Below are 26,001 nucleotides of genomic sequence, written 5' to 3' on the forward strand. Positions count from 1 at the left end.
GTCATTCCAACGTCGCGTTTTCGCTTAACCGGTTCCGTGCTAAAGCCCGGCCCGGATCGCCTTCGACCGTGTGCGGCCAATCGCATCGGCGGATAAATGCTTTTTCAACGGGAAACGCCCCCAACAAGGAGATGCCCTAATATGAAGCGTCGTGATTTTCTGAAGGTTTCGGCCGCCGGTGCCGCGGCGACGGGGGCCATCGCCTCGCCGGCGATCGCGCAGTCGTCGCCCGAGATCAAGTGGCGGTTGACCTCGAGCTTCCCGAAGTCGCTCGACACGATCTATGGCGGCGCCACCGAGCTGGCCAAGTACGTCGCCGAAATGACCGACAACAAGTTCCAGATCCAGGTGTTCGCGGCCGGCGAAATCGTTCCCGGCCTGCAGGCGCTGGACGCGACCGCCAACGGCACCGTCGAGATGTGCCACACGGTGTCGTATTACTACGTCGGCAAGGACCCGACCTTCGCGATCTTCGCTTCGGTGCCGTTCGGCCTCAATGCCCGGCAGCAGAACTCCTGGCTGTATCAGGGCGGCGGCAACGAGCTCGCCAACGAGTTCTACAAGAAGTTCGGCGTGATCGGCTTTCCCTGCGGCAACACCGGCACCCAGATGGGCGGTTGGTTCCGCAAGGAGATCAAGACCGCCGCCGACCTCTCGGGCCTGAAATTCCGCATCGGCGGCATCGCCGGCCAGGTGCTGCAGAAGCTCGGCGTCGTGCCGCAGCAGCTCGCCGGTGGCGACATCTACCCGGCGCTGGAGAAGGGCACCATCGACGCGGCCGAGTGGGTCGGCCCCTATGACGACGAGAAGCTCGGCTTCCAGAAGGTGGCCAAGTACTATTACTATCCGGGTTGGTGGGAAGGCGGTCCGACCGTCCATGCCTACACCAACCTGGACAAGTGGAATTCGCTGCCCAAGAGCTACCAGGCGATCCTGACCAACGCGACCATGGCCGCGAACACTTGGATGGCGGCGCGCTACGACATGCAGAACCCGTCGGCGCTGAAGCGCCTGGTCGCCGGCGGCACCCAGTTGCGCCCGTTTACCAACGAGGTGCTGGAAGCCTGTCTCAAGGCGACCAACGAGCTTTGGGGCGAGATCTCGGCCAAGAATCCCGACTTCAAGAAGTCGATCGATGCCATGCAGGCCTACCGCTCGGACGAATATCTGTGGTGGCAGGTCGCCGAATACACCTACGACAGCTTCATGATCCGCTCGCGCACCCGCGGCTGATCTTCAGCATTTCGATCGGCGGATAGACATTGAGCCCGGCCTCGCAAGAGGCCGGGCTTTTGCGTTGCATTGCGACATCGTTTTGCAATGGCACTCCGACGCACTTTGATCCACACTGGAACTAAGCCTCGCAAGAAGGCTGCCCAGGAAACGAACACAATCACCACAAGGGAGGAAAGAGCATGAAGCGGAGAGACTTCATCAAGGTCACCGGGCTCGGCGCTGCAGGCGCCGCCGCGATCGCATCGCCCGCGATCGCGCAATCGATGCCGGAGATCAAATGGCGCATGACCACGAGCTGGCCGAAATCGCTCGACACGCTGCATGGCGGCGCCGAGATCATGGCCAAGATGATTGGTGAGGCCACCGACAACAAATTCCAGATCCAGACCTTCGCCGCCGGCGAGATCGTGCCCGGCCTGCAGGTGCTCGACGCCGTGCAGAACGGCACCGTCGAGATGGGCCACACCGCGTCCTACTATTATTTCGGCAAGGACCCGACCTTCACCTTCGGCTCGTCGGTGCCGTTCGGCCCGAACATGCGCATCAACCAGGCCTGGTACCTGATGGGCGGGGGCAAGGAGATCCTCAACGAGTTCTACAAGAGCTACAACGTCACCTCGCTGCTGGCCGGCAACACCGGCTGCCAGATGGGCGGTTGGTTCCGCAAGGAGGTCAACTCCGTCGACGATCTCAACGGCATGAAATTCCGCATCGGCGGTTTTGCCGGGCGGGTGCTGCAGAAGCTCGGCGCGGTGCCGCAGCAGATCGCCGGCGGCGACATCTATCCGGCGCTGGAGAAGGGCACGATCGACGCCGCCGAATGGGTCGGTCCCTATGACGACGAGAAGCTCGGCCTCTACAAGGTCGCGCCGCACTACTACTTCCCCGGCTGGTGGGAGGGCGGGCCGATGCTGCTCGCCATGATCAACCTCGACAAGTGGAACGCGCTGCCCAAGCACTATCAGAAGCTGCTTGAGCAGGCCGGCCACTACTCCAACAACTGGATGATGGCCAAGTACGATTCCGCCAACCCGCTGGCGCTGCGCAAGCTGATCGCCGGCGGCGCCAAGCTGCATCCGTTCCCGGCCCCGGTCATGGAAGCCTCGTTCAAGGCCGCCAAGGAGCTGCATGCCGAGGTCGCCGCCGGCAATCCAAACTTCAAGAAGGCGCTGGACTCGCTCACGGCCTATTCGGGTGCGGGCTATTCCTGGTTCCAGGTCGCCGAGGTCGGCTACGACAACTTCATGGCCCGGCGGTCGCAGAGCTGAGCGAGATTCCGTCGTTGCGAGCGCAGCGAGGCAATCCAGGGCTGCGCGCGTGCCCCTGGATTGCTTCGGCGCAAGGTCGCCTCGCAATGACGCGCTGATAGAGACGGTCCCAAACAGGTCCCAAACAAGAGAGGCGGCCCCAAACAAAAACCCCGGAAGCGGAGCTTCCGGGGCTTTCTTCATTCGGTCGGAGCCGCCGTCTACTGCTTCGGCGCGCCGAAATCCAGCGGCGGCAGATCGATCTGCGGCACCTCGATCTTGACCTTGTCGAGGTCGACCTGGACCGGCTTGTCGAGCAGGCCGGTCACCGTGACCGGGAACGCGATTACGAGCAGCACCATGATCGCCTGCAGGCCGATCCATGGCATCGCGCCCCAATAGATGTCGGAGCTCTTCACTTCCTTCGGCGCGACGCCGCGCAGGTAGAACAGCGCGAAGCCGAACGGCGGATGCAGGAACGAGGTCTGCATGTTCACGCACAGCATGACGCCGAACCAGATCAGGGCGGCCTCCGGGCCGACCACCGGCGCCAGGATCTTCTGCGCGATCGGTGCGATCATCGGCAGGATGATGAAGGCGATCTCGAAGAAGTCGAGGAAGAAGGCCAGGAAGAAGATGAAGACGTTGATGAAGATCAGGAAGCCCCAGACGCCGCCGGGCAGGGAGGTGAGCAGGTGCTCCAGCCATTCGCCGCCGGAGACGCCCTGGAACACCACCGAGAAGCAGGTCGAGCCGATCAGGATGAAAGTGACCATGCAGGTGATGCGCATGGTTGTCTCGTAGCCCTGCTTGATCAGGTCGCGCAGGTCGGGGAGGGCGACGGCGCGGATGCAGAGCCAGGCAACCGCGAGATAGGTGACCGCGAAAGAGAGCTTGAATGCGAGGTTCTCGGTGAACAGCATCGCGATGATGGTGCCGATGCCGGCGGCGACGACGCCGACGATCAGGATGCTGCGATCGCTCTTGGTGAACTCCTTGTGGTGGATCACCGCCAGCACGATCGCGCCGACCGCGCCCATGGCGCCGGCTTCCGTCGGCGTGGCCAGGCCCATCATCATGGTGCCGAGCACGACAAAGATCAGCACCGCCGAGGGAATGATGCCCATCAGGCACTTCTTCCACAGCGCCCAGCCGGTCAGCGTACGCGCCTCCTTCGGCACCGGCGGCAGGTGGCCCGGCTTGACCAGGCCGAGCACGAAGGTGTAGCCGGCGAACAGCACGACCTGGAAGATCGAGGGGCCCCAGGCGCCGAGATACATGTCGCCGACCGATTTGCCGAGCTGGTCGGCCAGAACGATCAGCACCAGCGACGGCGGCACCAGCTGGGTGATGGTGCCGGACGCCGCGAGCACGCCGGTGATGTAGCGCATGTTGTAGCCGTAGCGCATCATCACGGGCATCGAGATCATCGCCATCGCGATCACCTGTGCCGCCACCGTGCCGGTGATGGCGCCGAGGATGAAGCCGACGATGATGACGGAATAGCCGAGGCCGCCGCGGATCGGCCCGAATAGCTGGCCCATCGAATCCAGCATGTCCTCGGCGAGCCCGCATCTCTCCAGGATCGCGCCCATGAAGGTGAAGAACGGGATCGCGAGCAGGAGGTCGTTGGCGAGCACGCTGCCGAAGATGCGGCCCGGAATCGCCTGCAGGAAGTTGAGGTCGAAGAACCCTAAGTCGATGGCGAGGAAGCCGAACGACAGGCCGACGGCGGCGAGCGTGAACGCCACCGGGAAGCCGATCAGCATCGCCAGGACCAGGCCGCCGAACATCAGCGGCGGCATCATCTCCAGCGTAATCATTGCGTCGGCCTCTCGTATTTGGCGTCGATCGTCACTTCACCGCGCAGCGCGGCGGCGCGCTTGATCACCTCGGAGAGGCCCTGCAGCGCCAGCATCACGAAGCCCGCGGGGATGGCGAACTTCACCGGCCAGCGAAGCAGGCCGCCGGCATTGGCCGACATCTCGTTGACCGAATAGGACTGCATGAAGAACGGCCAGGACAGGTAGGCCAGCAGCAGGCAGGTCGGGATCAGGAAGAACAGCGTGCCGATCAGATCGAGCCAGAGTTGGCCGCGCTCGGACAGATAGAGATAGAGCAGCTCCACCCGAACATGCTCGTTGCGCCGGAAGGTGTAGGAGGCGCCGAACATGACCAGCAGCGCGAACATGTACCACTGCAATTCCAGCCAGCCGTTCGACGAGTAGCTGAAGGCATAGCGGATCATGGCGTTGATCGCGCTGACCAGGCAGGCCAGCAGAACCATGATATTGCAGACGTAACCGATCTTTTCGTTGAGCTGATCGATGGCGTTACTGATTGCCAACAAGGGGCGCATCATTGTCTCCGCTGCGGGCGCTGTCAGACGAGCGCGCCTGAGCTCTCAGGAGGCACGGCTTCGCGATCACGCAGAACGTGCATGTCGTCATGACGGCGCGCTTGAAGCGAATCCAACGAAACGTCCTCCCCCTCGATGCCTTCAGCTCTTGTTCGGCGCTTGTATGAAGGGCGAGCGCCCATCGGCCGCGCTGGGCCTGAAAGCGGGGGCACCATTTCAGCGCGCCGTCCTGCCGTCAATCGGAAAATGGACACATTGACGCGCCGGCAACAGTCTGGCGGCGCTGGCTAAACCCCGGGTCCGGGGGGCGGCGTTCGGCCTGCCGAAAGAGCGGGCAGTTCGCTGCCGGCCGTCCATCGCTCCGATGGGGGCGGCCGTGGAGGATGGTCGCGTGGGCTGTCTGGGACGGAGCGTGGGATCAGAATGTGGTGTGGTGATCCGGCGAGGCGTCTGATCCCCGGCAAGGGAATGTTGGCGTGGGGCCACAAGCTGGATAAAAAGCGTCGTCGTGGACGTTTGATGCAGGGACCAACCGGATGAGCAAGCCGAGCAAGACCGAAGCCGAACTGATCGCAATGGCGGTGGCCGAGCTGAAGGCTCATACCGAGTACGCCGAGGGCATTCTCATCGCGGTCGTGCGGGACGGAAATTCCTGGGAGTTTCGCGCCAGTGCCGATCAGGAGACGATCGGCAGGCCCGGCTATCCCGAATGCGTCGCCATGTTGGTCCAGATTGGAGACCATCTGTCGAAGCAGTACGCGCTCCAGGAGAAGTGAAATGGCTTCGCGACCGCTGGCGGCGGGCACTCCGACACCGTCGAACCCGCAGGCATCTGGGGATGCCAGGGGCCTGCCCCGACGCGGCGAGCCTCCTCAAAAATCAAAAAAACCGGCCGCGCCGCCTGATGTGCGGCGCTACAGCACCACCACGCCGGAGTGCTTGGCCTTGTTCTCTGGTTCGACGTGGATGGTGATCCAGCTGTGCTCGTCGTGCTCGCGCAAGGCGGCCTCGATCCGGTCGCAGATTTCGTGCGCCTGGTTGACCGACATCTCGCCGGGCACCACGAGGTGGAACTCGATGAAGGTCAGCTTGCCGGCATGGCGGGTCCGGACATCATGCGCCTCCAGTGCGCCGCCGGCATGCTGACTGATGATCAGGCGAATGCGCGCCAGCGTGGCGTCCGGGACCGCTTCATCCATCAGCCCGCTGGTGGATTCCTTCAGCACCTGCCATCCCGACCACAGGATGTTCACGGCGACCAGCACGGCCAGTGCGGGATCGAGGATCGGCAGCTGCAACATCACCGCGAGGCCGAGGCCGACCACGACGCCGCCCGAGGACACGACGTCCGTCAGCAGATGGCGTCCGTCGGCCACCAGCGCCGGCGACCGCAGCCGCTTTCCCCGCGTGATCAACAGCCAGCACCAGACCGCATTGATCGCGCTCGCCAGCCCATTCACGGCGAGCCCTTCGACGGGCGCCGAAAACGGCCGCGGATTGAAGAAATTCCCGTAAGCCTCATGGATGATGAGCAGCGCCGCCACGACGATCATGACGCCCTCGATCACCGCGCTGAAATACTCCACCTTGTGGTGGCCGAACGGATGGTTGGCGTCGGCGGGCTTGGCTGCGATGCGCACCGCGACGAGCGCGACGGCGGCGGTGACGACGTTGACGATGCTCTCGAGGGCGTCCGAGTACAGCGCGACCGAGCCGGTGATCCAATAGGCAAGATACTTCAGGCCGAGCACGATCGTTCCGACCACGAGGCTGCCGATGGCGAGCTTGAGCGATTGCGAGGCCATGATGTCCTGATCCGATCCCGCGCTGGGGTACTCAACGCTGCGGCGGAACGCAACCTCCGCTGCCGGCCGCTCGCTATCGGAAAAGCTGATATCCTCGGTTCATCGCCGTTGCGAATGCGCCGGGCGCGGCGTTGCCGCGAGCGCAATATGATCTGTGGAAAACAGAAAGGCCGCGCCCACGGACATGGACGCGGCCTTGTCGCGGCAAGCGCCGATAGCAATGACGCCGCCGACTACTTCTCTTTGATGACCGTGGTGGTGCTGGTGGAGCTGCCGACCGTGCCTTCGTCCTCGCAGACCTTGGTCTGGCGGATGCGGTCCTCGGCTTCCACGCGGCTGGTGAACGCCATCGGTCCGATCTGCGTGACGACCTCGCGGTCGGCGGGGCGAGTGGTGGTGATGGTGCAGCGATGGCTCGGTCCCTGCACGATGTAATACTCGTCCGCGAGCACTGGCGCGACCGATCCGATGATCACTGCGCCGGCTAGAAGAAGGGGTGCTTTCATTGTCGCCTCTCTTTCCAAGAACAGCCAAAAGGGGAGCGGGATTCGATGAGGAGTTGTCTGCCTCATCGTTCGATGCTCCGCCTTTGCAACTCGGCCGGCTGGTCGGGGTTCCGGTACGCCACGCGCAGCCTGTGTTGATGCGATGCAGTGTCGGCAGCGATGGACGCGAGATCCCGTCAGGATCCAGCGACACGCGCGCACGCCCGCCGTGGCGCGCTTGCCAGTGTCCCAAGCGCGTCGCGCCGCGGTTGGCAGGCGAACATCGATCACGACCTCGTCCGTGCATCGACGGACGTCGCGATATCGACGAGCCGGCGCACTGGCGGCGGTAGCGATTCAGAGCAGCCTGACGGTCACCTTCGCCTTGCCGGTATTGTTCGGATAGAATGCATCGTACACCCAGGGCAGCCCGATCACGGCGTCGTTGACATAGAGGAACAGCTCACCGCCGCGCTCGGCCTTGAACCTCGCCTTGTAGGCCTGAGGCGTCGTGTTGGGGGCGGGAACGGGGTCGAGGAAATATTCGTCGACTCCCGTCTCGCCGACCCTGGCGATCAGCCGATACCAGGGCCGGAAGAGAACGCGGCGCAGCAGGATGCCTGCGTAGAACGTCCCGCGGGCGTAGCCCCGGACCGTCGAGGTGCGATAGCCGGCGGGCGTGACCGGATGCCCGGCGTCCTCCCACGGGTCGGTCATGGTGACGACGATCTCGTAGGAGAAGCCGGGACGGACTCTCAACCCGGTGGGAGCGCAAACCGCATCGGTCGAGAAATCCCTGGCATCCTGCGGAATGCCTTTGTCGACCGCGACGAGCTCGTGGGCAGGGGTGCCATGGCAGAAGGCGCCCATCGAGTCCGCGGCGTTGAACAGGACATGGCTGATCAGCGTGGCCGCGAGCCAGACGGTGCCGAGCGCGAGCAGCAACGGGCCGACATGCCGCTTGCCGTTCCTGATGGCGAACTGATAGGCGCGATTGGTCCGGAGGGCGTAGATGGCTTGATGCATCGGGCCGGACAGCATCGGGGGCGCTGCTCGTTCGCGCCAGATCACGCGCATCAGGTCGCTGATGCGGTCGCTGAGGAATGTCCCGGCCGCAATCAGCGCGACGAGGATGATGATCCCGCCGGCGAACCATTCGGGATTGGCGGCATACCAGTCCGTCGACCAGTGCAGCGATGTCGGCAGGAACGATTCGACCAGCCGGACCGCCTCGGAGACCATCCTGATGCGCGAGTCGTATTCGTGCGTGCGATCGAGGTCGTGGAACAGCCAGAAGGCCGCGAGGTGGAGGGAGGCCGCCAGCGTCGCGAAATAAGCGAGACGTCTGAACCACACCAGATTCCACAGCTTTTCCTGGGCCGCGAACCGGGCGGCCGCTCCGGCCGGCGTTTCGAACGTGGTCGGCCCGAGAGGCGCCAGCGTGCCGTCGTAGCGGACGATGACGTAGGTGTCCGGCAAGCCGATGGGCGCATAGGCATTGCAGCCGCTGTCGATGCGGTCGAAGACGCTTTCGTGAATCTTCGGCATCGACACCTGGACGCCCGCCGCCGGGTCGTTGCACAGCTCCGACACCTTGCGCGGGCCGTATCGATAATAGGAGCCGAGCCCGGAGCGCGAGTTGTAGAGTCGGCCGTCCTTGTCCTGTGACGTGACGATCGACTTGATCGCATCCGGATCGGCCTCGGGCGCGGTCTTGAAGACCAAGCCGCGTTTGACGGCCTCGTCCACGAGCCAGGTCAGGGGGACGTAGGAGAGGGAATCGTCCGGATAGCCGCCGCCGACATTGGCGTGCATGCCGACGAACCAGACCTGCACCAGTCTTTCGTCATCGATCGTTTTGGCATCCTGCGGCTTGGTCTCACCCGCCTCGGTCCAGAGCACCGGATGGAAGGTCGTCCTCTCGTCGTCGAGCGCGAGTGCGTGGCGCGCGCATGTCACCCGCGGACTGAGCACGCGGTTGGGGAGCTCGAGCGGCCACACCCAGTTGGAGATGCCCCGCGTCATCTCGTCGATCGGAAGTCCATAGGCCGCGACGGTGTCCCACAGCCCGATGAACTCGATCGCCGGGAGGCTTTTTCGCACGATGAGGTCGAGCGATTTGCGGCCCATGATGCGGTCGATCACCGGCACCAGCATTTTGTCGCGAAGCCAGCGGAACAGCACCTCGATCCGCCAGATCGAATGGTATCCCTTGGCGCGATAGGCGCGATAGGCCTTCACGGCGCCGTCGTGCAGCTCAGCCTCGGTGTCGGCAACGATCAGCCCCTGATCGAGCATCAGCGCGGCGAGCACCCGGACGGTGAAGGCGCCGCGGCTGAAGCCGAACAAATAGATCTTCGAGCCGTCCGCGTGGTCGTAGTTGCGGCAGACGAACTTATAGGCATCCAGGATGTTGCGCTTGAGACCGAAGCCGAACGCGCCGCCGAGCAGGGCGAGCGGAACGAACGACGATGTGCCGACGCCGTCATCATACTTGGCCGCCTGGGCATTGCCCTGCAGGTCGAGCGCCTGGAACATGCGCCAGACGTTGGTTCGCCACACGCTCGAGGCGGCGTTGCCGGTCCCGTCGGACAGGATGATGATCTTGGGACTCGCCATGCAAAGGACCCCGCTCGACATTCAGAGCCGAGGAGCGGAAGCGTAAACCGCGCGGGGGAGAAATCAACCTGAGATGGTATGGCGCCTTCTGCTGCGTGGCGGGAGGCGCGGGTGCGCCGCTGGAGCGACGCGGCGGGCGGGTAAAAAGTGCACTGTCACCGAAATACGCCGACGTGCTCGACGAGATGCGCGCGCGAGGGCGCTGCGTCGAAGGGATCACTGAAATATTGCGTCTCGTGCGCCACTCCGCCGTCGCGGAACTCCATGATGCTCACCACGTAGGAGGGTGCGCCATCATAGGTCAGGACCAGTTCGGTCACCCAAAGATCGCCGCTGCCCAGGATCCGCCGCACTGAGAAGCGCTTGTGGTTGGGCTGCACGAAGCGGCTTTCCTGAATGTTGCGCCGGCCGTGGATCCGTTCGCCCGATTGCGGATAATCCAGCACGGCATCGTCGCGATAGATGGCGTGCTCGGCCTCAAAATCATTTGCGTCCGATGCATCCCAATGGTGCTGCAGGGCAGCGCGCGTGGCGCGGTCGTCCATGGCAATCTCCCATTCAGCTGCGCGCTCTCGTTGCAGAGCTACAGTCTGCATGCCGGAGAATGGAGCATCCTCGAGGCTTTCGCGCGTGGATGCGGGCATCCGCAGGCTTCGCAGCCGCTGACGCATCATAGGACGATGGCCGACGTGTCACCACTCCGATCCGAACGGGAGATGTGAGCGAGGTGACCCTGTCGCCGGAGAGAGTTCTCCGGGCCAGTCGCACCGCGCTGAGCTACGCGCGGCAACGACGCTGTCACGCTGGACGGGTGGCAATCCAGATCACGTGGCGGGCGCCGCCGCCACCGCGGCCGGTGGCGCGGATGTTGATCTCCTCGGCCGCGAAGCCGGCCTTGCGCAGGCGCGGGGCGAAACGATCGTCGGGATGTGACGACCACACCGCCAGCACGCCGCCGGGACGCAAGGCGGCGAAGGCGGTGCGCAGGCCGGTGGGATCGTAGAGCGCGTCGTTGGATTGCCGAGTCAGTCCCTGCGGGCCGTTATCGACGTCGAGCAGGATCGCATCGTAGGCGCTGCGCCCTGCGGCGATCAGCTTCACGACGTCGGCCTCGCGGATGTCGACGCGCGGATCGGCAAGGCTGGCGCCGGACAATTCGGCCATCGGCCCGCGCGCCCAGGCGATCACTGCCGGCACCAGCTCGGCGACGGTGACGCGGGCCTGCGGACCCAACACTTTCAGTGCCGCCCGCAACGTGAAGCCCATGCCGAGGCCCCCGATCAACAGCCGCGGAGCGGGCTCGGCCTTGATGCGGGCGCAGCTCAGGGTCGCCAGCGCCTCTTCGGATCCGTGCAGCCGGCTGTTCATCAGCTCGTTCGAACCGAGCTTGATCGAGAACTCCTTGCCACGCTGCATCAGCCGCAGCGGCTCACCGCCGCCGGGCACGTCTGCGGTGTCGATCAGCTTCCAGGGAATCACGGGCGTCTCGCGTCAATTCGGTTGCGGCATCCAGGCGACAGAGTCGCCACGCTGGAGCCTGCTTACCATGTTGCCCGCATCCCGTGCCAAGGGGCAGTCGCCACTCTCGCGACGACCTGCATCGCGTCGTTGCGCGTCATTGCGGTGGGGACACCAGCATCCAGGCGCCCGCGGCGCTGCAAGCAATGCCGGCCGCGCGCGCGATCCATCGTCCGACAGGAGTCAGTTTCTCAAACAGCACGAGCAGGGTCAGAATGGCAATCCACATCACGCTCATCACCCCGCCGACGAACAGCAGCGCCATCAGAGCCCAGCAGCAGCCGACGCAATAGCCGCCGTGTCGAAGGCCCAGCAGCAGGCAGCCCTGCAGGTCGCCGCGAAAGCCGCCGTGGCGCATCAGGAACATTAGCGGCGACTGGCATTGGGCAAGGCAGGCGCTCTTCAGCGGCGTCCACTGATAGACGCCTGCCGCGATCAGCACGATGGCGCCGAGCAGATGGTTGTCGATCGCCATCCGCGAATCCAGCAGCGCAGTCCGCTCCACAAACCATTGCAGGCAGGTCGCCAGCAGCGAAAAGCCGCTCCAGGCGAGCAGATAGCCGGCCGCAAACCAGCCGGTCGCAGCGAACGGCTGGCCCCGCGCGCGGCCGTGTCGACCCACACGGGCGTACATCAGGACCATGGGCGCGGCCGAAGGCGCCATCATCCCGACCATCATTACCGCCCACATCAGGAACACATAGGCGAATTCGATCGCGCGCCAGGGCTCGCTGGCCGGCAACATGATTCCGATGCCGGCCGGGATCATGCGAAAGCCGGTCATGTCCATGCCGCCCATGTCCATGTCGTTGGCGAGCCAGAGCACATAGGCCCATGCCAGGGCGACCATGATCGCGATCGCGCCGCCCACGATCCAGCGATCGCGCCGCAGCACGGCTTCCAGGGCGCTGCCCGTCATCTGCAAGGTGGGTTGGCGGCCTTGCCGCACGTCGCATCAGGCCTGGTTGGACCAACTGATCGACGCGTACAGGCCGTTCTTGCCGGAATTGTCCCAGCGCATGCCGTGATCGTTGTAGGTGTTGCCCGCAGCGCCGACGGCCAGCGCCATCCGGTCGGGGCTGACGGGATGGCCGATATTCACCCACATCTCACCGCTCGGATGCATGGTCGGCAGCGGATCGACGGACATGTGCAGAATGTCGGCGATGTCGGCGGACCGCGTCTTGCCGTCGATCCGGAAGGTGATGGCGACCTTGCGCACGCCGAGATTGGTGCTGATCAGCGGCGTGAACGCAGCCATCGGGCCGCCCGCGGCGCCGGTGAAGATCGCGGCCATCGCCTCGGTCTGCGGATCGTCGGCGCGCTGATCGACATAGGCGGCGATCGACCAGTCTCCCTCCGCCATCACGCCGGGCGCATGGAGCATCACCGCCGCGTTGAGGCCATCGAGCGCGACATCGCCATAGCGGCCGGTTTCGATGTGGAACAGCAATGGTACGTTGCAAAAGCCCTCGGTCGGTTGCGCGGTCAGGGGAGGGGCGGCCGACATGAGGCACGGACACAGCAGGCTGCAACTGCAATTCTCGAAATAGTCACCGGACAGGTGCCATGCGACTGGGTCTGCCATCGCTGTCTCCCGCTAGGCCGAACCGACAAATTGCTTTCGAATGCGCGATCTGCAGTTGAAAGCTACGCCGCACGGGGACGTGCCGCAAGCCTAGAAACGATGAGGTTCCGACTGCGATTGATCGCAGGGCCCGATGGTTATGGACGCCGATTACCCGCCCGTCACGCTCATGTGCCGGCTGACGCTCGGACGGTTGTGGCGGCGGTCGATGATGAAGTCATGGCCCTTCGGCTTGAGGCCGATGGCGCGGTCGATCGCGGCGCTGAGCTCCTCGTCGCTGGCCGAGGCACGCAGCGGCTTGCGCAGGTCGGAGGCGTCCTCGTGGCCAAGGCAGGTGTGCAAGGTGCCGGTGCAGGTGACGCGCACGCGGTTGCAGCTCTCGCAGAAATTATGCGTCATCGGCGTGATGAAGCCGATCGTGCCGCCGGTCTCGGCGACGCGGACGTAGCGGGCAGGGCCCCCGGTGGTCTCGTCGAGATCGGTCATGGTGTAGGTCTGCGCCAGGCGCGCGCGCAGCAGCGACAGCGGTAGATACTGGTCGATGCGGCCTTCGCCGATCTCGCCCATCGGCATCACCTCGATCAAGGTCAGCGCCATGCCCTTGCCGTGCGCCCAGTCGATCAGCGAGGGGATCTCGTCCTCGTTCATGTTCTTCAGCGCGACCGCGTTGATCTTCACGGCGAGACCTGCGGCGCGCGCCGCCTCGATGCCGGCCAGCACACGGTCGAGATCGCCCCAGCGGGTGATGGCGCGGAACTTGTCAGGATCGAGCGTGTCGAGCGAGACGTTGATGCGGCGGACGCCGCAATCGGCGAGCTCGGCGGCATATTTGGCGAGCTGCGTCGCGTTGGTCGTCATCGTCAGCTCGTTGAGCGCGCCGCTCTTCAGATGTCGCGACAGCGAGCGGACCAGGCCCATCACGTTGCGCCGAACCAGCGGCTCACCGCCGGTGAGCCGGAGCTTCTTGACGCCCTTATGGATGAACGCCGAGCACAGCCGGTCGAGCTCCTCAAGCGTCAGCAGGTCGGCCTTCGGCAGGAAGGTCATGTCCTCGGACATGCAGTAGAAGCAGCGCAGGTCGCAGCGGTCGGTCACCGAGACGCGCAGATAGCTGATGCGGCGACCGAACGGGTCGGTCATCGGGCGCGTCAGGGCGGTGTCACTCAACGTCTCTGCGGTCATGAAAAGCCTTGGCTGGTGGCGGCGCAGGTGGCGGCGATGCCACGCGGCGGCCGCGCAAGCGCGGCCGGATGTCGGTCTCACGACAATCTAATCATGATCGGCGCGCCTCACAATCATCGACGTGGATTCGTCGATGCTGCAATGCAGCTTCGCCCTGGCAGGTGGCGCGCGGGACGATGGTCCGCTACTGGCGTCCCGGCGCGGGGGCGGGGAAGGCGGAACCGGTGGTCGCGGGCGCCGCCGGCGCGGCGGCGGATTTCTGCGGCTTCGGCTTCTTCGGCCGCATGTGCTTGACGGCCTTCGGCGGCGTACCCGGCATCGGCTGCAGCTCGGCGACCACCGGGCTCGGGTCCATCACGACGGGCGGCGAGCTGTTGAAATCCCCGGTGTTGCGGATCACCTGCACCGGCATGGTCGCGGGCTGGTACCTGTCCATCGTGAAGGTGACGCTGAAGCCGGCATCGGGCGCCGGCACCGAGACCGAGCACGGCGTCTTGCAGCCCGGTCCGAGCGAGGTCTTGGCGTCGGCGCCCGGCGGCACCGAGTCGAGCTGCACCGGCACCTCGGGCGCTGCCATCTTGAAGCTGTCCATGGAGAAGGATGAGCACCCGGCCAAGCCGGCTCCCGCAACCGCAATTGCGATGACACGCCGCATCATGATGTCCGCCCCACAACCCTGCGGCCATCGGCCGCAATCCCAGGGCGACCATAGGAGCGTCAGAACAGCGGCGCAACTGCGGTCAACCCTATTCTCAACAGAACGTTAATGCACCGCAAGGTGCGGATTCAGGTCGACAGGGCAGTGGGTTAGGGTGCGATGCGGCAGTGGAATCGCAAGTCCGCTCAGGCGATCCTGAGCGATGGGCTGAGGGCCGTGACGGCCGCCGGCAGCTCGCGCATGTGGTCGATCAGGTGGTCCGGATTGAGCTCCGCGATCGGTACGTCGGTATAGCCGAAGGTGCAGCCGATCACCGGCACGCCGGCGCGGCGGGCGGCGCCGACGTCGGTGCCGGCATCGCCGACCATGATCGCGGCCCCGATCTCACCGCCGGCCTGCGCGATGGTCTGGCGCAGGATCGCCGGATCCGGCTTGGCGACCCCGAACGTGTCGGCACCGCAGATCGCGGCGAAGCGGGAGGACAGGCCGAGCTGGTCGAGCAACCGCTTCGACAGCCATTCCAGCTTGTTGGTGCACACCGCGAACTGGCAGCCGCGCGCGGCGAGGTCGTCCAGCGCCGACTCCAGCCCCTCGAAGGGACGCGATTCGACCGCGATGTTGTCGGCGTAGAAATCGATGAAATCGGTGGTGAGGCGGCCGATGTCATCGGTGCTGGCCAGGCGACCCTCCGCCTCCAGCCCGCGCTCGATCAGCTTGCGGGCGCCGTGCCCGATCATCTTGCGGGCCGAGGCCAGCGGCATCGGCCGCAGACCCTCGCGCTGCAGGATGTGGTTGAGCGCGCTGATGAGATCCGGCGCCGTGTCGACCAGGGTGCCGTCGAGATCGAAGACGATGGTGCTGGAGATGGGCATCGGTATCCGCTAGCGGCCGGCTCATGTCCTTGCAAGAGGCCCGCAATGGCTTTTTGTCCGATTTCGTGGCCGGCGAGAGCTAGGCCCCGCGTCAAAACATCGCTAGATATGCGCCGGCTTTCGGCCCCCGTCCGTGGGGGTCTCGGGGTGCGAAAGGGCGGGTTCCTTGGTCGACATGGATGCATTGAAGCGGCAGGCGGCGGCGCGTGCGCTGGAAGAGGTCGAGAGCGGCATGAAGCTCGGTCTCGGCACCGGCTCGACGGCCAAGCATTTCGTCGATCTGCTCGGGGAAAAGGTGCGCGCCGGCCTCAAGATCGTGGGCGTGCCGACCTCGGAGGCGACAAGGGCGCAGGCGCAAGCGTGCGGCGTGCCGCTGACCACGCTCGATGAGATCGACCGGCTCGACATCACCATCGACGGCGCCGACGAGATCAATCCGGCGCTCGACCTGATCAAGGGCGGCGGCGGCGCGCTGCTGCGCGAGAAGATCGTCGCCAGCGCCTCGGATCGCATGATCGTGATCGCCGACGACAGCAAATGGGTGGCGCAGCTCGGCCGCTACCCGCTGCCGGTCGAGGTGGTTCCGTTCGGCCTCGCCGCGACCCAGCGCGAGATGAGTGACGCCTTCGCCACGGCCGGCGTGTCCGGGCCGATGAGCCTGCGCAAGTCCGCAGACGGCCACGTTTTCGTCACCGATGGCGGCCACTGGATTATCGACGTCCGCCTTGGGGAGATCGTGGATCCCCCGCGCCTGGCGGGTCTTTTGAGCGCAATTCCGGGCGTGGTCGAGCATGGGCTGTTCATCGGCCTCGGCAGCACGGCGATCCTGGCAGGCGCACAGGGAATTCGCGTTATCCAGCGGCCCTGAGCGCGGCACGAGGCTGTGCTCAGGGCGGCAACTCACAGGAGACTTGGAATGAAGAGCGTGTTCAGAATCTTGCCGGCCGCCGGAATCGTACTGGCCTTGGCCTCGGCAAGCCCGGTTGCGGCGCAGGGGCAGGCACCGGCGCTGAAGCCGGCCTCGCCCGCCTGCATGGCCGGCGCGCGCGAGATTCTGGGGATGAAGAACGCGGCTGCGATGTACGCCAATGCCGTCCCGGGCATCGTGCAGCAGACCAAGCAGGCGCTGCTGCAGTCCAATCTCAACTACCAGAAAGACCTCGACGAGGTCGCCGTCTCGGTCGCGCAGACCTATGCCGGCAAGGAGAAGGAGATCGGCGAGAAGATGGCGCAGATCTACTGCAACGAGTTCTCCGACCAGGAGATCGCCAACCTCGTCGCCTTCTACAAGTCAGCCATCGGCCAGAAGCTGCTTGCGGCGGAGCCGAAGGCGATCCAGATGAGCATGCAGGCGATGAACCTGTGGGCGGCGGAGTTTTCCGACACCGTCACCGCGCAGTTCCGCGCCGAGATGCGCAAGCGCAACAAGCCGATCTGAGGCTTGCGGCCGAAAGGCCAGGTCGGGGGAGAGATGGCTGAATTCGACGTCGACCTGTTCGTGATCGGTGGCGGCTCGGGGGGCGTACGCGCCGCCCGCATCGCCGCCGGCTATGGCGCCCGCGTGATGGTCGCCGAAGAATACCGCATGGGCGGCACCTGCGTGATCCGCGGCTGCGTGCCCAAGAAGCTGTTCGTGATCGGCTCGCATGTCCGCCAGGAGATCGCCGATGCCGCCGGCTTCGGCTGGATGATCCCGACCGCGACCTTCGACTGGCCGACGCTGATCAGGAACAAGGACAAGGAGATCGCGCGGCTCGAGGCGGCCTACACCAGCAACGTCGAGAAGTCTGGCGCCAAGATCGTCAAGACCCGCGCCGTGCTCGAGGACGCCCACACCGTGCGGCTGACGACCGGCGAGACCGTCCGCGCCAAGTACATTCTCATCGCGACCGGCGGAGCGCCCAACCACGGCACGCCGATTCCCGGCATCGAGCACGTCATCTCCTCCAACGAGGCGTTTCATCTCGACGAGCTGCCGCGCCGGATCGTGATCCAGGGCGGCGGCTACATCGCGCTCGAATTCGCCTGCATCTTCGCCAATTTCGGCTCCGACGTGACCGTCGTCTATCGCGGCGACAACATCCTGCGCGGCTTCGACGAGGACGTCCGCAAGCATGTCCGCTCCGAGATGGAGAAGGAAGGCATCACCATCCTGACCGGCTGCACGGTGACGAGCGTCGACAAGCACGGCCAGGACTACACCACGCATCTGTCGAACGGCTCCAGCATCGCCTCCGACAAGGTGATGTTCGCGATCGGCCGCCATCCGGCCGTGGCCAATCTCGGCCTGGAGAAGGCCGGCGTCGCCATCAATCCGAGGAACGGCGGCATTGCGGTGGATGCGTTCTCGCAGAGCTCGGTGCCGAGCATCTACGCGATCGGCGACGTCACCCATCGCTTCAACCTGACGCCGGTCGCGATCCGCGAGGGCCACACCTTCGCCGACACCGTGTTTGGCGGCAAGACCGTTCGCGTCGATCACGCGGACATTCCGACGGCCGTGTTCTGCCAGCCTGAAGTGGGCACCGTCGGTCTCACCGAGACGCAGGCGCGCGAGCTGTACGACCGCGTCGACATCTACAAGACGAACTTCCGCCCGATCAAGGCGACGATGTCCGGCCGCGACACCCGCGTGCTGATGAAGCTCGTCGTCGACGGCGCCAGCGATCGCGTGCTTGGCTGCCACATCGTCGGCGACATGGCCGCCGAGATCACGCAAGCGGTGGCCATCGCCATCAAGATGAAGGCGACCAAGGCCGATTTCGACGCCACTATCGCGTTGCATCCCTCCGCCGCCGAGGAGCTGGTGACGATGCGCACGGTGACCGAGCGCCACGTGCGGCAGGCGGCGGAGTAGGGCGCCAACTGCTTTTGGGGCTCGTGCGCGGCCGGCGTCCGTAGCGACTGCGGTGGGCCGGTGCTCACGGTCTGACGACGGTCCACACCGTGGCCGATCGGGCTTGCTGCCGTTGGAACCGTTCAGCGGTTGGAGAGCGACCAGCATGTCCCAAGATGATTGCCTTGCGACCTATCCGCCGCTGAACACTCTGAAGCCCGTTGCCGAGAACATCTGGATCGTCGACGGGCCCGTGATCCGCTTCGGCATTCCCGGGCTGAAATTTCCGTTTCCCACCCGCATGACCGTGGTGCGATGCGCCTCCGGAGATCTGTTCATCCACTCGCCCACGCCGTTGACGCCGGCACTGCGGGCCGAGATCGACCGGGAAGGCCGCGTGCGCGACATCATCGGTCCGAATCGCATCCACTATTGGTGGATCCCCGACTGGCAGGCGACCTTTCCCGACGCGGCGATCTATCTGGCGCCGGGCATTCGCGCGAAGGCGAAGGGCCGCATCGAATTCGAGGGCAGGCCGTTGGATCGCAGCGGTGGCTATCCCTGGGATGATGAGATCGCGACCTTGCCCGTCGTCGGCAGCTATATGACGGAGGTCGTGTTCTTCCATCGCCCTTCGCGCACGCTGATCCTGACCGATCTGATGGAGAATTTCGAGCCGGCCAAGATCGGCGCCGGCTTGGCGCGCTACCTGAGCTGGATCGGGGGCGTCGGTCCGCCGCATGGCGGCCTGCCGCGCGAACTCCGGCTGACATTTACCTGGCGGCACCGACCCGAGTTGCGGGCTGCGGTCGAGACCATGCTTGGGTGGCACCCCGAGCGGATCGTGATCGCCCATGGCGCCTGGCACCCGACTGACGGCACCGAGATCCTGCGCGAGGCATTCTGCTGGTTGCTGCGGCCTTGAACCGCCGGCTGGGCTTCATGAGACCGGCCTTCGTGATGCCGTGCTTTTCTCTTCCCGCGACGGACGTATAAGCTCGTGCGATTGAGGTTGGCGCCAGGCATCCCTCGGCCGCGGAGGAGCTGGTGACGATGCGCACGGTGACCGAGCGCCACGTGCGGCAGGCGGCGGAGTAGGTGGACGACCGCGACGCGCGGCCGGGTCAGGGGCCGGCTCGGCGGTAAAGCGCAAGGGCGCCGGCAAGGCTCAGCAGCGCGCCGCCGCAGATGCGATCGAGCCAGAGGGCACCGGAGCGCTTGAGGAAACGCATCGCTTGCGAGCCCGCGCTCGCGTAGGCGAGCATGATCAGGACATCGAGCATCGCGAAGGTGAGGGCCAGCGTGAGATATTGCGGCAGCTGCGGCGCGGACGGCACCACGAACTGCGGCAGGAATGCCGAGAAGAACAGATAGCCCTTTGGATTGGTGATCGCGACGAGGAAGCTTTTCAGAAACAGCGCGTGCGGCTGTCGTGACCCGTCCTTGCCGTCTGCGGACGCCGCAAGGTCGATCGACCCGCTGGACCGCAGCAGCATGAGCCCGAGATAGGCGAGGTAGGCCACGCCGATCCACTTCACGACCGAGAACCAGAATTCGGAAGCGGCCAGCAGCGCGCCCAGGCCGACCGCGACGGCGCCGATGAGGATGAAGTCCGAAGCCACCGCGCCGGCGATGCCGGCCCAGGCGCGGCGTACACCGACACGCGAGCCGTTGGTGAGGGCCAGCAGCACCGTCGGACCGGGGGTCGCGATCCCGATGAAGGCGACGATGGCGAAGCTGAAGAGCGTAAGAGCGTTCACGTCAGAATGGCCTCGTCGGCGGAAGACGCGCCAGTAGGGCGCGGTTCGGCCGCGAACGCAAGACGTTCCTTGGAGGCGGCCAGCGATCGTCTTCGCTGACGCACGCTCGACCTGCCGGATCGCCAAGAGGCTTGACTCCCTCCCGGAAAACGCCGCTGGGCGCGATTGCCCGTTCAGCGCTCCACCCGCGAGGCGGTCAACTTCGTCGCGACGTAGGGCAGCGCGAACAGATACAGCCCCGTGCCGAGCAGCACGATGAGCGGAATCAGCGCCAGCAGGCCGACCCACAGCGGGGCTTGCGTCTGCGTCATCGCGGCGATGTTGACGATGACGGCGACCGTGAAGGCGATCGATACCCAGCGATGGACCTGCCGGACGGTGTTGTTCCAGTTCAAGTGCTTCTCCCCTGATGACGTCGTGATGCGCACGCCTCAGCCGAGGCGCGCGACGCTCTGTTCGAGCGCATCGAAGAATTTCGGCCAGCCATAGCGTGCGCCCTGATAGGCGCGGGTCTGGTCGGCTGCGAAGCCGGTCTGCTCCATGCGCAGGTGCGTGCCCAAGGCGGTCGGCGTCAGCGTCCAGGTCACGATGCTGTCGAGGCCAGCCGCCGCCCAGGTGTAGGACAACGTCTTGTGCGGCTCGATGGTCACGACCTGGCAGTCGACGACGCCCCAGTCGGCCTTCAGCTTGAAGCGATGATCGACCGACGGCGCAAAGTCGTTGGTCATCAGCCACTCCGCGATCAGATGCGGCTGCGTCAGCGCGCGCCAGAGTTTTTCGGGCGGATGCGCGAATTCGCGCTCGACGACGACGGTGCGGGTTTCTGGCGCAGGTGAGCTCATTGATCCATCCTGTTGAGCAGAGTGTCGAGTTCGTCGAACCGGCTCTCCCAGAACGCAGCCATCCGGCTGGTCCAGTCGAGCAGCGGCGCCAGCGCCTTCGGTTGCGCACGGTAATGCGTCTGGCGGCCTTCGTGACGCTCCCGCACGAGGCCCGCCTGCTTGAGCAGGCCGAGATGCTTCGACACCGCCGGCTGCGACACGCCAGCCTTGGCCGTCAGCGCCCCGACGGTCTGCTCGCCATGCCGGCACAGGCCTTCGAAGATGGCGCGCCGCGTCGGGTCGGCAAGCGTGCGGAACAGCATGTCGGGAGAGCGCGGCATTCAATCCATAACTCGTTGGTTATGGGTTTATCCATAACCGAACGGTTATCGATCGGTCAAGCGCAAGCTTCATCCTTGATGATCGATCGGGTGATCCGGACGGCATGCCGCCCGGATCACCGCTGCGTCACGATGCGATCAGGGCGTCAGCGTCCACAGCTGAGATCCCGCTGCCGCGGCGGTCAGCAGCTGGTTGCCGACCGAGGTGCCGTTCTGGCTGACGACCTCGACCGGATAGCTGCGCAGCGCGATCGTGCCGGTCGCAGCATCATAGCGGAAGCGCTGGTTGTTGTTGCCGGTGCAGGTCCAGATGATCAGTTGTGCACCATCGCCATAGGTGCCGTTGTTGTCCAGGCAGTAGTGCGGATCCTGCATGCTGCGGATCATGCCGCTGGCGTCGTCGTAGCTCCAGGTCTGGTTGGCGGCGCCGGTGCAGTACCACTGGATCACGGCCGTGCCGTCGGCCATCGCGCCGCCATTGACGTCCATGCACAGCGCGGACGTGCGGTTGACGATGCGGACAGGCTGGCGCGATGGTGGCGCGGCGCTGGAGACCGGCGCGTAGACGACGCCGAGCTTGTCGATCCCGTCACCGGACCGGCCATGGAAGCCGGTGATCTGCCAGCCGCTCGGCGCGGCGTAGCTGGTGCAGGTCGCGGTGGTCGTGCCGCCCGCCAGCGTGCGGCCCGTGCTGGTGGTGAACGCAATCCGGAAGATGCGCGTATGGCCCTGGTACTGATCGCTGCACAGACCGACCGAGGTGAGATATTCGCCGCTGCCGAGCGTCAGGCTCTGCGCCGTGCCGCCGGTGCCGCCATGGCTGTAGACATAGCCGTTGGAGAGCGTCAGTTCGACCTGGTCGACCCGGCTTCCGGTGCGGATGGTCAGCTTGCTGACCGCGGGATCGGCGGGCAGCGCCGATGAATCATTGTAGCTCGTGCCATGCGGGCCGCCGAACTGATCGCTCAGCCTGCGGTTCGCGGCCGTCGAGAAGCTCCACTTCACCTCGATCGGGTGATGGTCGGAGAGCTGCGCGCCGCTCGAATCGAGCGCGTCCTGCCGGTCGACATAGGACGTGGCCTGCAGGTTGAGGACGCCGTTGTTGCGCCACAGCACCTTGTCGACGATCTCGCAATCCGGCCGTGCCGTCTGGGGATCGCCGCAGACCAATGCAGCGCCGATCGGAGGCACGCTGCCGCCGCGCATCGTCTCGATCCAGGCATCGCTGAAGCCGTGATGCAGGAATTCCCACATGTTCTGGCCGGCCCGCGTGTAGCGCGTGTTGGTGTCGCCCATCACCATGACGGCATTGCCGGCGGAATTCGCCTCGATGTAGCTCAGGATCTGCACCACGTCGGACTCGCTATAGGCGAGATCGGTGGAGGACGTGCCGGACTGGGCGTGCAGGTTGTAGAAGTCGAGATAGACGCCCTCGGCGAGGCGGGTGCGGACCAGGGAGAATCCCTTCGGCGTCAGCGCGTCGGAATCGGCCCGCTTGGTCCAGGTGACGCGATCGAGATCGTCGAACGCGTAGGTGCTGAGCGTGTTCATGCCGTCGCCGATTCCGGCCGTGCCCGAGGTCGGCGTGCGATACGGATGGTTGTCGCAGGTGTCATAGAGCGCGGCGTGCCAGAGAAAATCCTCCTGCACGTTGACGATGCCGAACTGGCGCAGGTAGCAGCTGATCACGCGCGAATGTGCGTCGCTGCCGCCGTTATAGGCGGTCGGCGTTTCCGCCACGTTGTAGGTCAGCGTGCTGAACGTTCCGTCGGCTGCGTGTAGCGCGCTGCCGAGCAGACTGGCGCATCCAAGCGCGATTGCGCCCGCCCATAGGCGAAGTGTCATTGGTCGAATCCCCTCGATGATGCCGGATAACGGGGCGCGCGATATCATCTGTCGCGTGTCGGCCTGATGACGGATCGATGCATGTTCTCTGCGCGGCGTGTCGGAACAGCGGGTGCAAGCTGGAGTTGCTGCGCTTCCGCACGGCCCTTTCGCCTGCGCTCTCCGATCGTCGGCGGCCATAGTGGCGGTTCGGGATGACGAGCGGAGAAAGGCCGACCAACCCCGCTTCTTCCGGCTCGCTGGGCGTCCTTGTCTTCCGTGAGATCAACGACGCGCTGTTCAGGAAGATCATCCTGAGCATTCTGCTGGCGTCAGGGCTGCTGCTGGCCGTCTGACGGGAGGGACGTCGTTGCTTGCTGAGCATTGCGGGTGATGGCCGATCACTCCACCCATCCCGTCGCGATGGCGTTGGCCCAGTCCGGCCGGCCGCCGCGTCGGGCAAGGGCGGCCATCGCTGTGCCGTCATAAGGCACGTAGCGAAACGTCAATGACCAGCATCCATCTCGGCGCTCTGCGATCGCATAGCAGGCGTCCGGCGTGCCAGTCTGCACGTGATAGCGCTTGGGCGTGGAGATCCGATAGCCCGGCAGCCCGACGCTGCCGGGATTGACGATCAGCCGGCCATCGCCGAGCCGGACGATGCGCGGAATGTGGCTGTGCCCGCACAAAATCAGCGAGGCATCGATGCCGGCGGCCCGCGCTTCGATGCTGGCAAGATTGCTTGGACGCGGTGTGTCGCCCTCCGTGATCCCTTCGAGCCAGAACGCCGCATCGTCGTCCGGGGCGGCGTGACACAGGAACACCTCATCGCGATACAGCAACGTCGCCGGCTGTGCCGCCAGCCACGCGACTTGCTCCTGCCGGAGCGCACGTACGTCCCCGCGGGACAAATCTCCGGCACGATGCCGATCGATCATATGCCGGTCCTGATCGCCCCTGACCGACGGGAAATCGCGTGCCATCAGCATCTCGGCCGTCTGTATCGGCGCGAGCGGGCCGCTGAGATGGTCGCCGAGATTGACGACGTCATCAATGCCAAGCGAAGCGATGTCGGCCAGCACGGCCGCCAGCGCGTCGCAATTTCCGTGGATGTCGGCGATGGCCGCAAACCGCATGAGAGCCTCCGTTCAGGAACGGCGGGCAGGGCGTTGCCATGCAATGAACCGTTCGCTTTAGCTGCACTTTGAGACGCGCCCGCAAGCTGATGGTCAAATCGGCGCTTGGCACGATCAGTAGCACGCTGCGGATGAGGACGACAATCAGTGGGCCGAGGCCGGATGTCGCTACGCTCGCGGTTCTGTCGACGGCAAAAGCGGTCGTTCCGACGAAGATTCTTCTTTACGAATATCAGAAATCATGCTCTATTGTGCGCATCCCGCCTCACTCGGAGGGGCGTTGCGCGCGATCGTCACGACACGCGGGGCGGGGAGCGATGGCCGCGAGTAAGCCGCAGCGTGTCTTCGGACACGCGGACGAACGGCTTGGCGCGGACGTGAAGTCGCAGCGTGCTGACACCCCGATGCTGGTGTCCCACGCAAGGCGCGTAAGCGCGTTGCGTGCATGGTGGCCAACAAGCCCGGCGCACCAGGCAGACTGCGTATAAGCGTTAAGACTGTCGCGCGGGGAATGCCGGTTGATCGGCTGCACCTGTGGTACCTGCCGCCTGCACTTTCTTCCGCAGGCGGGCCATGGGTGAGGCCTTCACCCGGCATTCCCTGCGCCCTCCGACTTGATGAGGGTGAACGACATCAGCACAGCTCGGGCAGCACCTGCCGCGGGAGCGCTCGCTCATGGGCCATGACGAACCAATCGCGTCAGCTTTCGAGCAGCCACTCCGTCGCGCTGCGCCACAGCGTGTCGCGATGCGCCGCGCGGAAGAAGCCCATATGGCCGATTGCGGACGCGCCGACGTCCTGCGGCGCGATGCTGAGCAGCTCCGGCGTCGTGCCCGTATAACCAGCGCACAGCAGCTCGACCGCCGGCCGCGTCGCCCAGGGATCGTCGGCGAGGCACAGCGCCCGGACGGGACTCTTGAAGTTGGCGTAGTTGGCAAGCGGCAGCGATGCGTCATCGAACAGATAGCGCGGGCTCATGATCCAGCGCACCCATTGCAGGAAGACACCCTTCGGCAGGTCCTCGCCGACGCCACTCCAGCCCGGCGTGTAACCCAGCGCATGAGTCAGCGGGACGCCAACGCCGTTGAGCATCGTCGCCACGCGCCAGCGTTCGCCCGGGGCCATGAGCTTCCAATAGCCGGCCTGCGAGGCGATGAAGAGGGCGCGCGACACCTCGGTGTTGTTGGCGAGCAGGCCGAGCGTCTGGCCGCCGAAGGAGTGGCCGACATAGCGCAGCGGCAGCGCACCATAGCGCGCACGCATCCAACCGACCGCGCCGGTGATGTCGAGTGCGGCCCAGTCGGTCATCGAGGCCGCAAAGCCCTTCAGGGAGAGGGGACGGCTGCCGCCGATCCCGCGATAGTCGTAGGTCAGAACCGCGCAACCCTGCTGGGCAAGATGAGCAGCGAAGCCGCGATAGATCCGGCGCGGGATCGCCGCCCCGGAATTGATCAGCACGGCATGCGCGGGTGTACCGCGCGGCGCGAACAGGGTGCCCGCGAGCTCAAAGCCGTCGATGGCCGCAATGGTCAGATCCTCACTCGAAACGCCATTGGATCCCGTCTCGCCCACGCCTCGTCCTCCCATCACGCGCCGGACCGCAGCAAAGTCAAATTCGGCTTGCGGTGCAAGCCCTTGTGTCTGCGCCTTAAATTCCAAGTGGCGGCGCGGAGGCAGGCTGTGTATAAGGCGCGCGCCGCAGTAGGGGATGAAC

General features: G+C 65.3%; 27 protein-coding genes. 8 read left to right on the forward strand and 19 right to left on the reverse strand.

Annotation, left to right across the window (positions count from 1 at the left end):
* The first annotated feature begins 96 nt into the window (after window positions 1-96).
* Window positions 97-1,233 carry a TRAP transporter substrate-binding protein gene (locus QX121_RS14340; protein ID WP_409997703.1) on the forward strand — a complete coding sequence of 379 codons (1,137 nt, stop codon included), beginning with the start codon at window positions 97-99 and terminating at the stop codon, window positions 1,231-1,233.
* Between the two features lie 182 nt (window positions 1,234-1,415).
* Window positions 1,416-2,504: an ABC transporter substrate-binding protein gene (locus QX121_RS14345; RefSeq protein WP_315758965.1), complete on the forward strand. Its 1,089-nt coding sequence runs from the start codon at window positions 1,416-1,418 to the stop codon at window positions 2,502-2,504.
* Window positions 2,505-2,704: 200 nt separating this feature from the next.
* Here the strand turns inward: QX121_RS14345 and QX121_RS14350 are convergent, their stop codons facing one another.
* Together QX121_RS14350 and QX121_RS14355 are read right to left on the reverse strand one after the other, a co-directional pair.
* Window positions 2,705-4,306, reverse strand: a complete 1,602-nt coding sequence (locus tag QX121_RS14350) for a TRAP transporter large permease subunit (protein WP_315739619.1) — start codon at window positions 4,304-4,306, stop codon at window positions 2,705-2,707.
* Window positions 4,303-4,842 (reverse strand): TRAP transporter small permease subunit, encoded by a 540-nt coding sequence (locus QX121_RS14355; RefSeq protein WP_315739620.1) that lies wholly within the window; start codon window positions 4,840-4,842, stop codon window positions 4,303-4,305. The genes QX121_RS14350 and QX121_RS14355 overlap by 4 nt, the downstream gene beginning before the upstream one ends.
* 536 nt (window positions 4,843-5,378) lie before the next feature.
* On the opposite strand from QX121_RS14355, the gene QX121_RS14360 reads away from it, so the two are divergent.
* The gene (locus QX121_RS14360; protein ID WP_315739621.1) at window positions 5,379-5,618 is read left to right on the forward strand and encodes a hypothetical protein; all 240 of its coding nucleotides are present in this window, start codon (window positions 5,379-5,381) and stop codon (window positions 5,616-5,618) included.
* Window positions 5,619-5,756: 138 nt separating this feature from the next.
* Here the strand turns inward: QX121_RS14360 and QX121_RS14365 are convergent, their stop codons facing one another.
* The 10 genes from QX121_RS14365 to QX121_RS14410 form a co-directional block, all read right to left on the reverse strand.
* The gene (locus QX121_RS14365; RefSeq protein WP_315739622.1) at window positions 5,757-6,647 is read right to left on the reverse strand and encodes a cation diffusion facilitator family transporter; all 891 of its coding nucleotides are present in this window, start codon (window positions 6,645-6,647) and stop codon (window positions 5,757-5,759) included.
* Between the two features lie 233 nt (window positions 6,648-6,880).
* Complete coding sequence (locus QX121_RS14370; protein WP_315717640.1) at window positions 6,881-7,153, reverse strand: hypothetical protein; 273 nt, start codon at window positions 7,151-7,153, stop codon at window positions 6,881-6,883.
* A 336-nt stretch (window positions 7,154-7,489) separates the two neighbouring features.
* Window positions 7,490-9,751, reverse strand: a complete 2,262-nt coding sequence (locus QX121_RS14375) for a DUF2235 domain-containing protein (protein ID WP_315812274.1) — start codon at window positions 9,749-9,751, stop codon at window positions 7,490-7,492.
* A gap of 155 nt (window positions 9,752-9,906) precedes the next feature.
* Window positions 9,907-10,296 carry a nuclear transport factor 2 family protein gene (locus tag QX121_RS14380; RefSeq protein ID WP_315812275.1) on the reverse strand — a complete coding sequence of 130 codons (390 nt, stop codon included), beginning with the start codon at window positions 10,294-10,296 and terminating at the stop codon, window positions 9,907-9,909.
* Between the two features lie 253 nt (window positions 10,297-10,549).
* Window positions 10,550-11,230: a spermidine synthase gene (locus QX121_RS14385; RefSeq protein WP_315812276.1), complete on the reverse strand. Its 681-nt coding sequence runs from the start codon at window positions 11,228-11,230 to the stop codon at window positions 10,550-10,552.
* Between the two features lie 136 nt (window positions 11,231-11,366).
* A complete protein-coding gene (locus QX121_RS14390) occupies window positions 11,367-12,188 on the reverse strand; it encodes a DUF2182 domain-containing protein (protein WP_315812277.1) in 822 nt (273 codons plus the stop codon).
* Window positions 12,189-12,224: 36 nt separating this feature from the next.
* The gene (locus QX121_RS14395) at window positions 12,225-12,857 is read right to left on the reverse strand and encodes a DUF1326 domain-containing protein (protein WP_315812278.1); all 633 of its coding nucleotides are present in this window, start codon (window positions 12,855-12,857) and stop codon (window positions 12,225-12,227) included.
* A 150-nt stretch (window positions 12,858-13,007) separates the two neighbouring features.
* Window positions 13,008-14,039 carry a GTP 3',8-cyclase MoaA gene (gene moaA, locus QX121_RS14400; protein WP_315758957.1) on the reverse strand — a complete coding sequence of 344 codons (1,032 nt, stop codon included), beginning with the start codon at window positions 14,037-14,039 and terminating at the stop codon, window positions 13,008-13,010.
* 184 nt (window positions 14,040-14,223) lie between these two features.
* Window positions 14,224-14,616 carry a hypothetical protein gene (locus QX121_RS14405; protein ID WP_315812279.1) on the reverse strand — a complete coding sequence of 131 codons (393 nt, stop codon included), beginning with the start codon at window positions 14,614-14,616 and terminating at the stop codon, window positions 14,224-14,226.
* 266 nt (window positions 14,617-14,882) lie between these two features.
* Entirely contained in the window at window positions 14,883-15,569 is a 687-nt protein-coding gene (locus QX121_RS14410) for an HAD family hydrolase (RefSeq protein ID WP_315739634.1), read from the reverse strand.
* Window positions 15,570-15,744: 175 nt separating this feature from the next.
* Here QX121_RS14410 and rpiA point away from each other — a divergent pair, with 175 nt between their 5' ends.
* The 4 genes from rpiA to QX121_RS14430 all read left to right on the forward strand — a co-directional run bounded on the left by rpiA (window position 15,745) and on the right by QX121_RS14430 (window position 19,330).
* Window positions 15,745-16,437, forward strand: coding sequence for a ribose-5-phosphate isomerase RpiA (gene rpiA, locus QX121_RS14415; protein ID WP_315739723.1), 693 nt, complete (start codon window positions 15,745-15,747; stop codon window positions 16,435-16,437).
* Between the two features lie 48 nt (window positions 16,438-16,485).
* Complete coding sequence (locus tag QX121_RS14420) at window positions 16,486-17,007, forward strand: DUF2059 domain-containing protein (RefSeq protein ID WP_315739635.1); 522 nt, start codon at window positions 16,486-16,488, stop codon at window positions 17,005-17,007.
* 33 nt (window positions 17,008-17,040) lie between these two features.
* Entirely contained in the window at window positions 17,041-18,426 is a 1,386-nt protein-coding gene (gene gor, locus QX121_RS14425) for a glutathione-disulfide reductase (protein ID WP_315812280.1), read from the forward strand.
* A gap of 145 nt (window positions 18,427-18,571) precedes the next feature.
* Entirely contained in the window at window positions 18,572-19,330 is a 759-nt protein-coding gene (locus QX121_RS14430) for a DUF4336 domain-containing protein (RefSeq protein ID WP_315739637.1), read from the forward strand.
* 199 nt (window positions 19,331-19,529) lie between these two features.
* Here QX121_RS14430 and QX121_RS14435 read toward each other — a convergent pair whose 3' ends face one another.
* From QX121_RS14435 to QX121_RS14455, 5 genes are all read right to left on the reverse strand, one after another.
* Entirely contained in the window at window positions 19,530-20,165 is a 636-nt protein-coding gene (locus QX121_RS14435; RefSeq protein WP_315739638.1) for a LysE family translocator, read from the reverse strand.
* A 173-nt stretch (window positions 20,166-20,338) separates the two neighbouring features.
* The gene (locus QX121_RS14440) at window positions 20,339-20,560 is read right to left on the reverse strand and encodes a hypothetical protein (RefSeq protein WP_315739639.1); all 222 of its coding nucleotides are present in this window, start codon (window positions 20,558-20,560) and stop codon (window positions 20,339-20,341) included.
* Window positions 20,561-20,596: 36 nt separating this feature from the next.
* Window positions 20,597-21,007 (reverse strand): SRPBCC domain-containing protein, encoded by a 411-nt coding sequence (locus QX121_RS14445; RefSeq protein ID WP_315739641.1) that lies wholly within the window; start codon window positions 21,005-21,007, stop codon window positions 20,597-20,599.
* Window positions 21,004-21,327 (reverse strand): metalloregulator ArsR/SmtB family transcription factor, encoded by a 324-nt coding sequence (locus tag QX121_RS14450; protein WP_315772894.1) that lies wholly within the window; start codon window positions 21,325-21,327, stop codon window positions 21,004-21,006. Before QX121_RS14450 ends, QX121_RS14445 begins: the two co-directional genes overlap by 4 nt.
* Before the next feature lie 138 nt (window positions 21,328-21,465).
* Window positions 21,466-23,172: a jacalin-like lectin gene (locus tag QX121_RS14455; RefSeq protein ID WP_315797633.1), complete on the reverse strand. Its 1,707-nt coding sequence runs from the start codon at window positions 23,170-23,172 to the stop codon at window positions 21,466-21,468.
* 194 nt (window positions 23,173-23,366) lie between these two features.
* Here QX121_RS14455 and QX121_RS14460 point away from each other — a divergent pair, with 194 nt between their 5' ends.
* Window positions 23,367-23,507, forward strand: a complete 141-nt coding sequence (locus tag QX121_RS14460) for a hypothetical protein (RefSeq protein WP_315739645.1) — start codon at window positions 23,367-23,369, stop codon at window positions 23,505-23,507.
* Between the two features lie 45 nt (window positions 23,508-23,552).
* On the opposite strand, the gene QX121_RS14465 is transcribed toward QX121_RS14460, so the two are convergent.
* Window positions 23,553-24,287 carry a metallophosphoesterase family protein gene (locus QX121_RS14465; protein WP_315739646.1) on the reverse strand — a complete coding sequence of 245 codons (735 nt, stop codon included), beginning with the start codon at window positions 24,285-24,287 and terminating at the stop codon, window positions 23,553-23,555.
* A gap of 699 nt (window positions 24,288-24,986) precedes the next feature.
* On the reverse strand, window positions 24,987-25,859 hold the full coding sequence (locus QX121_RS14470) for an alpha/beta fold hydrolase (protein ID WP_315812281.1): 873 nt from the start codon (window positions 25,857-25,859) through the stop codon (window positions 24,987-24,989).
* Window positions 25,860-26,001: the final 142 nt, after the last annotated feature.

This window comes from Bradyrhizobium sp. SZCCHNR2028, assembly GCF_032380995.1.
In the GTDB taxonomy this organism is placed as follows: domain Bacteria; phylum Pseudomonadota; class Alphaproteobacteria; order Rhizobiales; family Xanthobacteraceae; genus Bradyrhizobium.